The organism is Galbibacter kalidii (genome assembly GCF_026241135.1).
In the GTDB taxonomy this organism is placed as follows: Bacteria; Bacteroidota; Bacteroidia; order Flavobacteriales; family Flavobacteriaceae; genus Galbibacter.
The window spans coordinates 71,143-84,396 of the sequence record NZ_JAPFGA010000013.1 but is presented as its reverse complement, the minus strand read 5'-3'; the positions used below and the strand labels follow the sequence as shown (position 1 = coordinate 84,396).

Annotated in this window: 12 protein-coding genes; 5 read left to right on the top strand and 7 right to left on the bottom strand. The window is 44.9% G+C overall.

From position 1 onward, the window contains the following. Nucleotides 1–11: 11 nt before the first annotated feature. Together OOZ15_RS13600 and OOZ15_RS13595 are read right to left on the bottom strand one after the other, a co-directional pair. Nucleotides 12–326, bottom strand: a complete 315-nt coding sequence (locus tag OOZ15_RS13600; RefSeq protein ID WP_265956973.1) for a DUF4134 domain-containing protein — start codon at nucleotides 324–326, stop codon at nucleotides 12–14. A 12-nt stretch (nucleotides 327–338) separates the two neighbouring features. Continuing rightward, a complete protein-coding gene (locus OOZ15_RS13595) occupies nucleotides 339–812 on the bottom strand; it encodes a hypothetical protein (protein ID WP_265956972.1) in 474 nt (157 codons plus the stop codon). A gap of 281 nt (nucleotides 813–1,093) precedes the next feature. Between OOZ15_RS13595 and OOZ15_RS13590 the strand changes: the two genes are divergently transcribed. From OOZ15_RS13590 to OOZ15_RS13570, 5 genes are all read left to right on the top strand, one after another. Next, the gene (locus OOZ15_RS13590) at nucleotides 1,094–1,696 is read left to right on the top strand and encodes an RNA polymerase sigma factor (protein WP_265956971.1); all 603 of its coding nucleotides are present in this window, start codon (nucleotides 1,094–1,096) and stop codon (nucleotides 1,694–1,696) included. Between the two features lie 117 nt (nucleotides 1,697–1,813). Beyond that, the gene (locus OOZ15_RS13585) at nucleotides 1,814–2,809 is read left to right on the top strand and encodes a helix-turn-helix transcriptional regulator (RefSeq protein WP_265956970.1); all 996 of its coding nucleotides are present in this window, start codon (nucleotides 1,814–1,816) and stop codon (nucleotides 2,807–2,809) included. A 152-nt stretch (nucleotides 2,810–2,961) separates the two neighbouring features. Next, nucleotides 2,962–3,411, top strand: coding sequence for a MauE/DoxX family redox-associated membrane protein (locus tag OOZ15_RS13580; protein ID WP_265956969.1), 450 nt, complete (start codon nucleotides 2,962–2,964; stop codon nucleotides 3,409–3,411). 307 nt (nucleotides 3,412–3,718) lie between these two features. Then, nucleotides 3,719–4,006 (top strand): hypothetical protein, encoded by a 288-nt coding sequence (locus OOZ15_RS13575; RefSeq protein ID WP_265956968.1) that lies wholly within the window; start codon nucleotides 3,719–3,721, stop codon nucleotides 4,004–4,006. Further along, the gene (locus tag OOZ15_RS13570; protein ID WP_265956967.1) at nucleotides 3,982–5,031 is read left to right on the top strand and encodes a hypothetical protein; all 1,050 of its coding nucleotides are present in this window, start codon (nucleotides 3,982–3,984) and stop codon (nucleotides 5,029–5,031) included. Before OOZ15_RS13575 ends, OOZ15_RS13570 begins: the two co-directional genes overlap by 25 nt. A 277-nt stretch (nucleotides 5,032–5,308) precedes the next feature. On the opposite strand, the gene OOZ15_RS13565 is transcribed toward OOZ15_RS13570, so the two are convergent. The 5 genes from OOZ15_RS13565 to OOZ15_RS13545 all read right to left on the bottom strand — a co-directional run bounded on the left by OOZ15_RS13565 (nucleotide 5,309) and on the right by OOZ15_RS13545 (nucleotide 13,071). Then, the gene (locus OOZ15_RS13565; protein WP_265956966.1) at nucleotides 5,309–5,761 is read right to left on the bottom strand and encodes a protein-disulfide reductase DsbD domain-containing protein; all 453 of its coding nucleotides are present in this window, start codon (nucleotides 5,759–5,761) and stop codon (nucleotides 5,309–5,311) included. A gap of 38 nt (nucleotides 5,762–5,799) precedes the next feature. Next, entirely contained in the window at nucleotides 5,800–7,182 is a 1,383-nt protein-coding gene (locus tag OOZ15_RS13560) for a TlpA family protein disulfide reductase (protein WP_265956965.1), read from the bottom strand. 22 nt (nucleotides 7,183–7,204) lie between these two features. Further along, nucleotides 7,205–8,611 carry a RagB/SusD family nutrient uptake outer membrane protein gene (locus OOZ15_RS13555; protein ID WP_265956964.1) on the bottom strand — a complete coding sequence of 469 codons (1,407 nt, stop codon included), beginning with the start codon at nucleotides 8,609–8,611 and terminating at the stop codon, nucleotides 7,205–7,207. Between the two features lie 21 nt (nucleotides 8,612–8,632). After that, nucleotides 8,633–11,992, bottom strand: a complete 3,360-nt coding sequence (locus OOZ15_RS13550; protein WP_265956963.1) for a SusC/RagA family TonB-linked outer membrane protein — start codon at nucleotides 11,990–11,992, stop codon at nucleotides 8,633–8,635. A 317-nt stretch (nucleotides 11,993–12,309) separates the two neighbouring features. After that, nucleotides 12,310–13,071, bottom strand: a complete 762-nt coding sequence (locus OOZ15_RS13545; protein WP_265956962.1) for a FecR family protein — start codon at nucleotides 13,069–13,071, stop codon at nucleotides 12,310–12,312. Nucleotides 13,072–13,254 lie beyond the last annotated feature (183 nt).

The window sequence follows — 13,254 nt, the reverse complement described above, 5'->3', positions numbered from 1 at the left end:
GTTATCTTTTTTTACACCCCGAAGAAGCTCTTGATGACCGTGGCGACCAGCACCAGGAAAATGCAGCTGCCGAACCAGGCGGCGGCCACTTTGCCCGTGTCGTGGTCGCCGCTGTTCCATTTGTTGTAGACCTTGATGGCACCGATCAGCCCCACCAGGGCGCCGATGGCATACATCAGGTTGGTGCCCGTTGCGAAATAGCCCTTGATGCGGTTGGTGGCATCCACGATCCCGGCGTTCCCGTCCTGGGCGTAAGCAAGGGCGGACAACAGCAGGAGCAGTACCAGGGCCCCTTTTTGTATGGGGTAATTGCGTTTTGTTTTCATGACAGATGCATTTTAAGAATGGAGCTCATTGATCCCGGATAGTATGGCCTCCCATGTCCGGTCAAGCTCTTCTTCGGTTAAAGGGATATTGTTTTTCCGTGCCTGGGTCATTACATGGTTATGCAGGGCGTAGCGGAAGGCCGGGACAATAAACCCCTTAAAACCTTCCAGGCGCTGGGCAATGCGGTGGAGCATGGTCTTTTTATCCTTTGAGCGTGCATGACCGGGAATGATCCGGCTCCGCAGATCGTGGGCGATCTCTTCCAGTTCCTTAAAGGCATTGGCAAACTGCTCTTCGGTAAGCACCACCGAGGTCTGCTTTTTTTTCTTTTCCGCTGTCTCCCCGGTGGGGGTGGTCCTTCGGCGGATTGCCCGCAGGATATCCCCCCGGAAATAGCGGATGCCGATATACAGGTAGTACAAGGTGAATACCACACCAACGGTGGCAAAAAAACGGTCCCAGGTGACCTGGTGGAGTACATCCATTTTTAGTGGTTTTATGGGTTACTTTTCTCTTGGTTTTACCCCGGGGTTCCGGGGTTGTGTTATGACAGGCAGACCGGGTATGGACCTGGCTGCTTATGGGACAAAATTCAGGGAAGGGAAAGGTTTTCTCTCACACTGAAAACCACAGGGGGGTCGTTTTTTCTTTTAAAATCTATAAATGACAGTGTGTAAAAGTGTTATACCACCAAAGCGAATTATTTTCATTATATTTATATTAAATTTTTATAAATAAATAGTTACATGGAAAACCAATAAAAAAGGTGGAAAACAAACGCACATATAAAGATGTCCCTGCATCGGTCCTTTGGCAGCTAAAAAAAGGTGACCCCCGGGCCTTTGATACGCTTTACCATACCTATAAAGGCAGGCTCTATGGCAACCTTTTAAAAATGGTCAAGTCCGGGGAAATTGCAAAAGAACTGTTGCAGGAAGTCTTTGTCCGGGTATGGCAGAAACGCCACAAGATAGACCCGGAAAAGCCCGTGCGTGCGTATCTCTTTCGTATTGCCGGGAATATGGCGATAGACTTTTTCCGGAAAGTGGCACGGGACCGCAAGCTCCAGGCGGAGCTTACGGCAGCGGCTTCAGCTCACTACACACACATAGAAGAAGAGTTGTATCATAAGGACACCGTGGAATACCTTGACCTTGCCATCGAAAACCTGCCCTCGAAACGCCGCAGGATCTTTCAGCTGGTAAAGCTGGAAGGGAAGACCTACGAGGAAGTGGGCAAAATGCTGGACATATCCACCTCCACGGTCAACGACCATATTGTAAAGGCGACCCGGACAGTCAGGGAATACCTGGTTTTAAAAGGGGACCTGGCGGGGGTGTTCATTGCTTTACTGCTATCCGACCTATAAAAAGCCCCCGGCCCATTATTTGTAATATTATTCTTATCTTGGGGACATCCGCATACCTTAAAACCTGGGAAAGCATCCGCATGCAGCTTTTTACCTGCAACCGGAAAACCTTAAGCTATGCAACTTTATTTCACTTTCCCCGCTGTTAAGGAAGTATCCATCACCAGTAAGATCCCTCCCCGGTATCGCCGCTACCGCATCGGGGGGACCAAAAAAACCTGCTACCGGGGACCCTTTGGCACCATCCTCTCCCAAAAGTTCAAAGGGAGGGACTACTGCATCCAGGATCATCATCTCTTTCTCAAAAAACGGCTCCTTATCACCCCGGTGATAAAGAAACCGCTGCTAATGATCAATTACGTGTTGCAGGGCAATGTTGAGATAGAACTCAATGGCTTTGGGCGGGTTGCCTTAAATGAGGGCTTTTACCGGTTTTTCTATATACCCTCCCAGCCACGGCATGAGGCCGTCTTTAACCCCGGTTCTTACCATGCCCTGCACATTAATTTTAAGCCGGGCTATTTCAGGACACTGGCCCGGGAGTACCCGTTGTTACAGGATTTTTTACACCGGTTCAGCAGGAACGCCCAAAGAGGGCTGGCCGAAGAGCCGGTGAAGATCAGTAAAGCCGTAAGGGGTTCCCTGGAAGACATGCAACGCTATTACCGGGACTCCGATGCCGTAACAGACTTATACTACCAGTTGAAAATGCGAGAGTTGCTGCTGGAATATACCCGGGGGCTCCTTCCTCTTGCCCGGTACTCCGGGGGGCCGCCTCCAACGGATGCGGAGTTTTTTAGTGAGGTAAAGCGATATATAGAAACCAACCTGGCCAGGTCTCTTAGCATTTCCTGCTTGACCCAACAGTTTGGGATCAGTAAAAACAAGCTATACCGGTTGTTTAAAAATCACCGGAAGTATACCATATACCAGTTTATCCGGAAATCCAGGCTTAAAGAGGCTATGCGCCTTCTAAGAGATGGCAAGCTGAAGATAGGCACCATTGCCATGATGGTAGGGTATAGCAACGCCGAAAGCCTTCATCATGCCTTCAAAAAAGAATACGGGGTTCCTCCTTTTTTCATTTTTGACACAAAAAATAAACCATCATAAAACGATTAATGAATTGATTATCATTTAATAACACTAAAACATCATCTCGAAAACGGGAAGAATAATCAGGTAAAATAAAGTGAAGAATAGTCAGGTGTCCTGTTCTTTTTCATACTTACTTTGCTTTTGTTGCATTTGTAAAGAACCCGATGATGAGTATGCTATCCTCTAAACCTGTCACCTCTCGGAGAAACCCCAGGCTTAAACAGCTTCTTATAGATGGTATAGTTGCCCTGTTTATTCTTCTGTGGGTATATGCCGCGGTAAACAAGTTGCTGGATTACGAAAAATTCGCCGTGCAGATCGGGCAGTCCCCTTTGTTGACCGACATCTCAGGCTTTGTAGCCTGGTTTATTCCCGCTGTAGAGATCATTGTTTCAGGGCTTTTGGCATGGCCAAGGTCCCGGCTGGTGGGACTTTATGCTTCTTTTACCCTGATGGTCATGTTTACAGGGTATATCATCGCCATCTTAGGATTTAGTGATAACATCCCCTGCTCCTGCGGTGGGGTTTTGGAAAAGCTCGGGTGGACAGAGCACCTGGTTTTTAACATCGGCTTTGTATTGCTGGCCGGGGTGGGAATATTTATGGAAAAGAAATAGCCCTTCCTGTTCAATGACGAAAGAGAAGGGATATGGAATAAAGACCGCGTTCCTTGAAAAATTGAAAAACTGTTTTTTGGGATTTATGCTTTTAAACCCCGGGTTGGTAAAACCTGCTGCTTGTTTTCGTGTAAAAGATCAAATCCCAAAACGCTCCCGCCATAGGGTAAAGCCCGGCTTTATGACAGTGGAGGATTGGGTGACGGGCATTTGTTAATTTTAAATTTAGAGATCATGTTTAAAATGCGTAAACTATTGTTGCCGGTGGCCTTTGCCATTGGTATTGGAGGAGCATTCGCAAGCAATTATGCTTCCACCAATGCCGGTACAACCATCAAGATATGGGATAACGGCAACTGTACAGAAGACTGCACTCTTTTCGACGACATCGGCGAGTGCACTGGTGGGGGAGTTCCTTGCCTTTGCCAAGAAAGTGGAACACGAGGTGCCATTGATAATGGGACATGTATGCAACTTTCCAAGTCCGGTGAATGAGAGCAACGTTTTGGACTTTAAAGGAAATTGGCGCATAACACAGCGCCAATTTCTCTTTATCCTAAAGGTTTCCAGATGCAACGAAAAACAATATACATAGTAGCTATTTGCATATTACTTGGCTTACTAACTGTCCTGGTGTTATACCTGGGTTCTACTCAAAAATCCAATCACCGTTATAACAGCTTTACAAGGGTTTTCAATACAGGCCATATCCGGTTATCCAAAACACTGGGTATCCACTCCGATGCGTATTATTTGGCTGGTGTTACCTCCCGTCATATTTACCTGGCACATGCAAATGCCCCTTCCAGTCTTTTAGTGACAGACCTACGATTATCCGACACTGCACAAGTACATATACAGGCACAGGAGGAAAGCCTGCAATACCAGTCCCTTAAAGTAGCAGTGGATTCCCCGTATTTTTACTTGCTCGATGGCAGCATCCCCTTTATTTACCGGGGTATGGTAACAGACTGGCAGGCCAGCCGCTATATGGAGGACAGCTCTTATTTCTCGAAAGCTGTTCCAATTTCTGATCATTCTTTTGCGATGCTTGGTATGAGAGCCTATAAAAATATCCTGGCCAAAAAAGAGATTAGCCCATCTTATTTTAAACTCTTCCCGGATTTATTGGAAGAGCAAATTGACGGTTTGTTTTGCACCTCCGGCATGTTGCTTTACAACCCGGAATCGGCCAGGGTGGTGTATGTTTATTTTTACCGGAACCAGTTTCTCTGTATGGATACTACGATGAGTCTGTTATACAGTGGAAGAACCATTGATCCCGTAGATACCGCACAGATCAAAGTAGCCCGGGTGGAATCGGACAGGGCTTTTAAAATGGCAGCCCCTCCTTTGATAGTAAACAAGGCAAGTTGTGTTTCAGGAAACCGGTTGTTTATCAATTCCAATATATTGGCGAAAAACGAAGACAAGCGGCAGTTTGAACGGTCTTCGGTAATTGATGTCTATAACTTGGAGACAGGGGCTTACGAGTTAAGTTTTTACATCCCCAGGTACAACGACAGAAAACTTAGGGAGTTCCGGGTTATGGGTAATACCCTTGTTGCCTTACAGGGGGACTTTGCAGTAACTTATGAGTTTGAACCCGGGCTTTTTTGAAAAATAGGCAGGTTCGTTATTGCCCCTGGAATGCCCCGGACAGTATGATGACTATTATTATCAGCACCAGAACCAGCAAGAGATAGAAGAATTTTTCCTCATAATTGGGATCATCCATTTTTTGGCGTTTATTTAAAAAGCACAGGGAACCCATGAAACATTTGAAAATGCATTCATAAGTCAACCCCGTGCCTGCATCAAAAGAAACAGACCCTATCATGCTTCAAAAAATTTAAATATGAGAACACAGTTTGAGCAGTGGTTTTCTTTTGATAGGTTATCTCAATACAATTTCAAAAGCTACTTCCTCCGGGGGTAGGCATAAATCACCTGAACAAGCCATATAGGTAACTGTCCCTTTAAGGGTGACAGGCTCTCCCTTTTTGATCTGGACTTCCCGTACAAAATCTACTTTGCCTTCATAATAGTTGGTCTGCACCATAAAGACTTCTTCGTAAACTTCCTGCCGATCGCCAACTTCCTTGATTTTGCCTTTTGAGGTAATCACAGGGTTTTCCTTAAAAACAATAGCAGTGGGTATCGGCCCGCCTTCTTCCATGTATTGGGAATAGATATGCCAGCCCGGTTCCATAAGGGCGGTCAGGTACACCCGATATGTTTTATCCCCTGTCTTTTCACAAGTAAAATCCCATTGAACGGGTTCCAGTACCTGGCTTGACAATCCCCATATCGGGATAAGCAACAGCAAAGCCAATAATATCTTCTTCATGATAATTTGTATTAGGATTTTTGGAAGAATAATGTCTATCACTTATTTGATGCCTGATAAGAGTTATTGTCACCAGGTTCCCGGATAACCAGTACATCCACCTCTTTCTCTTCTAAAGTGAAGCGCATCTTGTATTTTTGCAGTGCTTTGTCCAAAGCTCTGTGATCCCCGGGGTCAAAATCCTTTTCCATTTCTATACCTCCCAATGACCCTTTTAGCCCGGTTTCATCTACAATGGGATAGGGGGATCTGAAATAATGCTGTTCTTCCAAATTTTGTATAAAATCACTAACCGTTACATTATTGACCCTTCTAACACCATCCTTATCGGGATTCGTAAAGAAAAATTTTCTGATTCCCTTTTTATAACTGATAAGTAAGGTGTCTTTTGTTTTGATTACCAAGCATTTCATTTTTCGTTTTTCCCAATGCGCTTCCGTGCCAAAATAGCGATCAAGGTCTGTTTGCATCATTTTTTGCAGTTTTTCAATTGGGGTGAGGGACGCTATCAATTGATAAGTATATCGGTTCTCAGCAATGATTTCATCATATTCATCTTCATCTACATATTTAGTAGAATCCTTTACCTGAAGCAAGACACGGCTTGAATGTACATAGCCTGGAAAGCTACCTTTTTCAAAATAAAAGCTATAGGCCATAGCATATAGAGACTTTATTGATAAATGTGTAATACATATAATGGATTTATTATCCAAGGTCTGAGGAATTACAAAGCTAGCAGGCCACATTTTCGATATTGATTTTGATAATTGTGATTGTGCTATAATTTGCTCTCCATTTCCCCCATTTTTATCTACAAATAATGGAGCCATGTGATTTACTTTTATGAAGTCAGCGTAGTCTGTTATTTTTTGTCGCATAGTAACGGGGTTCTTCTTTAGTATAGACCATATGTTTTTGGCATTCAGTGCGTCACCATAGCTATGGGATTTAACATATCCATTCTCATCAATCCATACGATATAGGGTACGCCACGATTGGGAAACAATTTTTTGCCCAATACGGTATCCTTACAGACCAGAGGCAGTGTCATGTCAACATTCCTGATCTTTTTTTGCCGTTCAATGACCTTCCTTACGATATCTTTATCCTGGTAGGGGTTCACCAGAAGGATCTGTACTTTTCCGTCAAATTCATTTTGCAGTTCCAGGAGTTTGGGCCAGGATGCAATGCAGGCTGTACAACCGGTTGACCAAAAGTCCAGGATCAGCAATTTGCCTTTAAAGTCCGATAGCTTTGCTGTTGAGGTGGGATAATTGATAAGGTTGGTAAAAGTATAGTCCGGCATTTTATCCCCGACTTTCAGGGCTTTATATTCCGTCGTGGGTGTTTGTGCATTTAGCATATAAAGCTGTATGAACATTGCCAATATGATTTGCTTTATTCTTTTTGTTTTCATGCGTGTTATGTTTAGCGAGATTTTAATAACCCGGGTTTTGGGTAAGATTGGAGTTTTTGTCTATTTCAGCTTGTGGTATGGGAAACAAAACAGCAGAGGATTGCCAGTTGGGTTTTATATTCCCCAGTATTTTATCAGCCCGTCCGGTACGTTTTAAGTCCAGCCAGCGGTGACCCCATTCGGTAAAAAATTCAACCCGTCTTTCGTGCTCGATAGCCTCCAGTAAAGTGGCTTGTGTATTAGCATCCGTATCCGGCAAGCCTGCACGCTCGCGAATAATATTCAGGTCAGCCTGTGCCCCGAATAGGTTGTTTTGCTGTGTCCTTGCCTCAGCCCGGATCAGGTATTGTTCTGCCAGGCGGAGCACCATAGAGTATTCCGTTAATGTTGCACCACTTTGGACTTTGTATTTGTAAGGATAGTAATATGTGTTTTCATCCACCGTAATACTATCTATCCAATTCGCCCTGCGCTGATCTCCGGCTTCAAAAGCGTTTAATGTATAATCGGATAATGTTTGCCTGGTAGGTGTTGATGTAAGTATATAAAATCTTCCCTCCGTGGTATTGAATCCAGGCTGTATGGGTAAGAGTTGCCAGATGGCTTCCGGACTGTTTGCCAAAAACACACTGTTAAGGTCAGCCGATAAACTGTATGTAGTGTTGTTGATAACAGTATTGGCCTCTGCTTCCGCACCAGCCCAGTCCCCGATATAGAGATATACCCTGGCCAATAAAGCCGTGGCTGCCCAACGGTTAGGACGCACCTTTTCCCCTTCGGAAAAAGAATAATCCTCAGCCATAAGGTTTTGTGCCTCTTTTAAATCTTCGATAATCTGTTCATACACCTGTGTTTGGGGAGTACGGGAAGCAACAGCATTTGCCTGGTAATCCGTGGTAGTAATCAAAGGAACATCGCCCCATAGATTGACCAGGTAGAAATAACAAAAAGCCCGAATAAACTTGGCTTCTCCTTCGAATTGATTTTTCTCCGTTTCGCTTAGTATCCCCACTGAATTTGGCAACCCTTCCAGGATGGAATTGGTATAATAAACATATTTATATACTTGTTCCCAAATAGAATTAATACGCAAATTTGTTGGTGTTAATGTGTTGTCCGAAATGCTAATTTCATAGACAATATTTGAGTAATTATCCAATTCATCGGCAGACCTTCCCGCAACGGCATGAATACTATTAAATATTTCGCCACCGCCACCAAAAGGATGCTCATCCATTATTTCGCTATACATCCCCTTAAGGGCTGCAACCGGATCACTGGTATATACATTGTCACTGACCAATTCATCTTTTGGCGGTTCTATGTCCAGGAAATTTTCACAGGACACATAAAAATAAGATATAGAAAACACCAAAATTATAATGATATATCTATGTAACTTTTTGTATTGTATAAGGATATATTTCATGTATTTAAATTTATTTGTTTGTCAGAAGGTGAATTGTATACCCATTGTAATCATCTGTAAAGGAGGCATACGATTGGTTCTACTTTCAGGATCAAAGTCGGTTTCGGTTTTGCTTAGTGTTAACAGGTTTTGCCCCTGTATATAGATCCGTCCCTGCTGTAATTTTAACTGGTCGCTCAATGCATCCGGGATGTTCCAGGATAAAGACACATTTTTTAAGCGGATAAAGGAGGTGTCCGTAAGAACTTGATCGCTCGAACTCCTGTTTAAAAAAGGAAACAAAGTAGTAATAGTGGTGCCAAATCTTTGAGTATCTGTTATATCTCCTGGGGTTTGCCAACGGTCCATCACACTCACCGGTTGGTTTCCTAACTGTCCGGCACGTGGAAAAAATCCTAAATGACTTCCTCCCTGCCGTTTTACCCATTGAAAGAAAATGTCTAATTCTATATTCTTAAATGTAAATGTGTTTTGAATACCTCCAAAAGCCTTTTGCCCGAGGAACGTAGCAAAATCACGCTCCGTAGTTGGAATGAGTCCATTTGATGAATATTCCGTTCCCTCTTCATTCGCAACAACATAAAGACCTGTCTGGGAATCAACTCCTACGAATTTAGAGGTTTTCCGGATGGTCAATGGCTCACCTACTACATAAAGATTGGCATATTGGGAGTTTTCGATATCGGGATATTCCACCAGTTTATTACGGGGCAGGGTGGCATTCAGATTGGTTGCCCAGGAAAAGTTCCTGGTTTGTATATTGGTTGTTCTAAGCTCCAGTTCCCAGCCTGTATTTTGAACCATAGCAGGTAAATTAAATTGTACGGAAGAAAAACCGGTTATTCCGGGTAGGGGAAGACCTACCAACTGGTTACCACTACGATTACGGTACCAGCTTCCAGCGAGAAATACACGATCCTGTAAAAACCCCAGTTCCAATGCTGCTTCCAGTTTTTTAGTAACCTCCCAGGCATAATCCGGGTTGACCAAACGACTTGGTACCAAGCCTGGTCCCTGATATAATTTCAAGGTTGAATTGTGTGTATCCATAAACTGGTAATCGCCAATCTGGTCACTGCCTGTGGTTCCGTAGCTGCTTCGTAACTTACCGAAACTAACAAAGGACAAATGATCTTTTATAAAGGGTTCTTCGGAAAAAATCCACGCAGCGCCTATGGCACCGAAGTTGCCGAAGCGTTTTCCCGGGCCAAACCTGCTGCTTCCGTCCCTTCGACCGGTAAGGTTTAACAGGTACTTCCCTTTCCAGTTATAGTGGATGCGCCCAAAAAGGGCATTATAGCGATACTGGGTATAATTCCGGAATGTAGTAACCGTGGTGGCCGCCTGTGGGCTTTCGATCAAGGCATCATTGCTAAATCCGTTTCCCTGTATAAATTGCTCCTCATTGAAACTATCCTGAAAAGTGATCCCGAGTAATACATTTAGTTCACCTTTGGCTATGTTATTTCGATATTCTACTTTCGGCTCAACGATCCACGTCCTGACCCGGTTGTTGCTAAATTGTGCCCTGGATGGGGAGGGAGAAGCAGGGGCCAGCGATTTCCGGGGAGTCGTTGCCAGTTCTTTCATTTGTACGGTAGAGTATCCCAAACTTGTTTTAAGTTGAAAACCGTGGAATAATTCGTAACGAAACATCGCGTTGGCAATCAGGTTTTGGGTATTGCTTTGGTATTTCCTCTCCAAAAAAGCTAAGGGATTGGTCCAAGTAGAGTTTTCCCAGTTCAGGTTGCCCTCTTCATCATACAAGGCAGGGGCATTGGGAGGGAGTTCTCTTGCTTGTATTGCCAGATCATTAGCGATTAGATTGTTATCATCTGTGGAGAACGTCGTGGTCAGGTTGATACCAAATTTCCGGTTTTCGGAAGTGTGGTTTAAATTAAACTGCCCTGATCCCCGTTGATAGGCCTGGTCTCCGGGGAAAACCGTGGTTTCCCGGTAATAACCACCCCGGAACAAAAATTGGGTGTTTTTATTTCCTCCGGATACGGAAAGCTGGGCATTGTTGGTATAAGCAGTACCTCCAATCAGTACTTTCTGCCAATCGGTATATCTCGTGGTATCCCATAGCAGCAGGTCCCGGGCATTGGCTACCGTCGGAGTTATACCATCATTGGCAAAGGCTTCGGTACGCATCTCTATGTATTGCTCGGTATTTAATAGTTTTAGCATATCAGCTACCTGGCCTGCCCCTGTAGAGATATTGACTTCTACTTTTGTTTTTCCGGGGGCCCCTTTTTTGGTGGTAATAAGCACCACGCCATTAGCCCCGCGAGAGCCATAAATGGCTGTAGCATCTGCATCTTTTAAGATTTCAATGCTTTGAATATTGGTAGGATTTAATGTTGCAAGAGGGCTTGGACTTAAAATTATTTGTTGTGAAATAGCGGTGGTCGATAAAGAAGTGGAAGGAAAAGGAACCCCATCAATAATATATAAAGGATTATTTGCATCCGATCTAAGACTGTTTCGTCCCCGTATTTGTATATCAAAACCGCCTCCAGGTAAACCGCTATTCTGTTCTATATACACGCCAGGCATCCTGCCATGTAAAGCAGCCAGTGGGTTATTGATTGACTGCCGTTCTATTTCTTTGGCAGTGACCCGGCTTATATTTCCTGTACGCTCCCTATCCTTTACCTCCCAGTACCCGGCGTTGACCACTACCTCAGTTAATTTCGTAGTTTCTTCCTGTAAGACCACGTTTATTACCTCCTTCCCTTCTACAGGCACTTCCCGGGTTTGAAAACCGATCATCCGAAATACCACGGTAGCATCCGGGGCTACGTTTTGCAGTTCGTATTTGCCCTCTGTATCCGTAATGGTTCCCCGTGAAGTTGCTTTTATGTACACCGCTACTCCCGGCAGAGGCAGCCCGAGGGTATCGGTGACCACACCCCCAAGCGTGCCGGGTTGCTGGCCTTGCCGTGGCTCCGGGTCGTTTAGGTTTTCCTTTGGTTCGGGCTGATTGCGGATGATGATCTCATCACCCATGACCTGGTAATCATACGGCCGGGAATCCAAAAGTTTATCCAGTGCCTGTTTTAAGGTTTTCTGTTTTACCCGGAAATCTATCCTTGCCGGGTCTTTGGCTATACGTCCTCCATACATGATGGGGACGCCGGAGGTTTCCGAGAGTTTGTCCAGGATTTGTTTGAGCGAGCTGTTTTGGACGTCGACACTTACCTTACGTTCCAGCAATGGCTGTCCTGAAACGCTCTCTACCGGAAGGGTAAATGCGCTTAAACACAGGATACAGGTTATCAAAAATGTCCATCGCATAATCTTTGTTACAAAATGCTGCCAATTCCTCCCACTTGGATACAAACAGGTTTCTCCTTTTTTGGAGTGGTTTTTTTTCATAATTTTACGGTGTTAAGGCTGGTAGCTGCTTTTGGTTTCCAAAGGCCTGTAAAGCACTACCGGTTTTTCATTATATAGGTCTCTCCCTGTTCTCAATTGGGGAGAGATTTTTTTATAGGTATTTCCAGGAAAAGCCCGAAAGCCGGGCACCTCCTGGAAAAGACTAACCCAAAATGTAAATGAGAACTTAATGGTATGGTGGAGTGACAACATGGCCACTCTCTTCTATTCACACCCAATGATGCGGGGTGATTGAGGTCTGTCCTCCGGTAAAGAAAGAGCGTTTCTTTACCATTGACATTTATATCGTGATCGATCTATTTCGTACAATCAGTTCCTTTAAAGTAAATCATTCCTGCTTCCTTACTTACTTCTGCGTTAATGGCCAGGGCCACCTTTTCCAGGAAGCGGAATACATCGTCTCCCGGCCTTTTGGTACCGTAAAAGGTACAGTGGGCCAGGTCGCCTTCGGCGGTGATCTTCACTTTGTATTCCCGCGCCATATCGGAGAGGATTTCCGTAACGGCAGTTCCCCTATAATGGAATATGCCTTCCCTGCGATCGAGCAGGGCAATGGCATCCGGGGCTTCTTCTTTGACCAGTGAGCGCGTTTCATTGCTAAATACCGCCCGTTGGTTGGGGCGCAGCTCCACCGAGGCTTCTTTCTCCTTATGGTTCTCGCTGCCTTCGGTTGCCACGCGAACCGCTCCCGTAACCACGGTAACGGCCACGTCCTGCTGCCGGTAGGCTTTTACATTAAAGGAAGTCCCCAATACCCGGGTATTGATCTCGCCCGAGCGGATGATAAACGGGTGTGTTTTGTCCGGTTCTACTTCAAAGAAGGCTTCGCCTTTCAAAACAACTGCTCTCGTTTGTCCTCTAAAGGTATACGGGTGCTCCAGCGAACTCTCCGGTCCCAGCCATACCCGGGAACCATCGGCCAGGAGAACTTGCTTCCGTTCTCCCGATGCTGTGATCACATATTCCGTTTCTACCGGACTTACAAAATCCATAAGCTGTGTCCTGTATGTCCAGGACAACCCTGCCAGAAGGACGATTGCAGCAGCAACAGCGGCCACACGGGGCCACAGGCTTTGGGCAACTTTCTTTTCCTTACCAATTGTTTTGTGGATGTTCCGGTGAACCCGCTCGAAAAGCTCTTGCCCTTCCGGGCTTTCTTCAAACGCTGTGCTGACAAGGGAGGCCAGTTGATCTTCAATCAGTTCACGTAAACGTGAAGATTCCTTCTCCAGCTTAAAATG

What these genes read in the sequence shown, in the direction of transcription:
- OOZ15_RS13600 (WP_265956973.1), bottom strand. Translation starts at nt 326, where the DNA reads ATGAAAACAAAACGCAATTACCCCATACAAAAAGGGGCCCTGGTACTG.
- OOZ15_RS13595 (WP_265956972.1), bottom strand. Translation starts at nt 812, where the DNA reads ATGGATGTACTCCACCAGGTCACCTGGGACCGTTTTTTTGCCACCGTT.
- OOZ15_RS13585 (WP_265956970.1), top strand. Translation starts at nt 1,814, where the DNA reads ATGCAACTTTATTTCACTTTCCCCGCTGTTAAGGAAGTATCCATCACC.
- OOZ15_RS13580 (WP_265956969.1), top strand. Translation starts at nt 2,962, where the DNA reads ATGAGTATGCTATCCTCTAAACCTGTCACCTCTCGGAGAAACCCCAGG.
- OOZ15_RS13575 (WP_265956968.1), top strand. Translation starts at nt 3,719, where the DNA reads ATGCTTCCACCAATGCCGGTACAACCATCAAGATATGGGATAACGGCA.
- OOZ15_RS13570 (WP_265956967.1), top strand. Translation starts at nt 3,982, where the DNA reads ATGCAACGAAAAACAATATACATAGTAGCTATTTGCATATTACTTGGC.
- OOZ15_RS13565 (WP_265956966.1), bottom strand. Translation starts at nt 5,761, where the DNA reads ATGAAGAAGATATTATTGGCTTTGCTGTTGCTTATCCCGATATGGGGA.
- OOZ15_RS13560 (WP_265956965.1), bottom strand. Translation starts at nt 7,182, where the DNA reads ATGAAAACAAAAAGAATAAAGCAAATCATATTGGCAATGTTCATACAG.
- OOZ15_RS13555 (WP_265956964.1), bottom strand. Translation starts at nt 8,611, where the DNA reads ATGAAATATATCCTTATACAATACAAAAAGTTACATAGATATATCATT.
- OOZ15_RS13550 (WP_265956963.1), bottom strand. Translation starts at nt 11,992, where the DNA reads ATGAAAAAAAACCACTCCAAAAAAGGAGAAACCTGTTTGTATCCAAGT.